Source organism: Pantoea stewartii subsp. stewartii, assembly GCF_008801695.1.
Lineage (GTDB): Bacteria > Pseudomonadota > Gammaproteobacteria > Enterobacterales > Enterobacteriaceae > Pantoea > Pantoea stewartii.
Genome location: NZ_VZPF01000337.1, coordinates 1 through 232, shown reverse-complemented (window position 1 = coordinate 232; position 232 = coordinate 1). Strand labels below are relative to the sequence as shown.

General features: G+C 66.4%; 1 protein-coding gene. It reads left to right on the top strand.

Annotated elements, in window-relative coordinates; genetic code table 11:
* The coding region (locus tag F7Q90_RS26450) for an IS66 family transposase zinc-finger binding domain-containing protein (protein WP_211369718.1) at positions 1 to 232 on the top strand (232 nt) is incomplete at both ends.

Genomic DNA, 232 nt, shown 5'->3' with positions numbered 1-232 from the left:
GATGGCTGAGGTGCTGGGCGAGCAGCATGACCCGGCACTCCCGCAGCTGCTGCGCCAGTCTTCCGCCCGCAAACCGCTGCCGGCCTCACTTCCCCGCGAAACCCTCACGCTGTCGCCGGCAGAAACCACCTGTCCGGCATGCGGCGGCGAACTCAACGCGCTGGGCTGCGACGTATCGGAGCAGCTGGAGCTTATCAGCAGCGCCTTTAAGGTTATCGAAACGCAGCGGCCG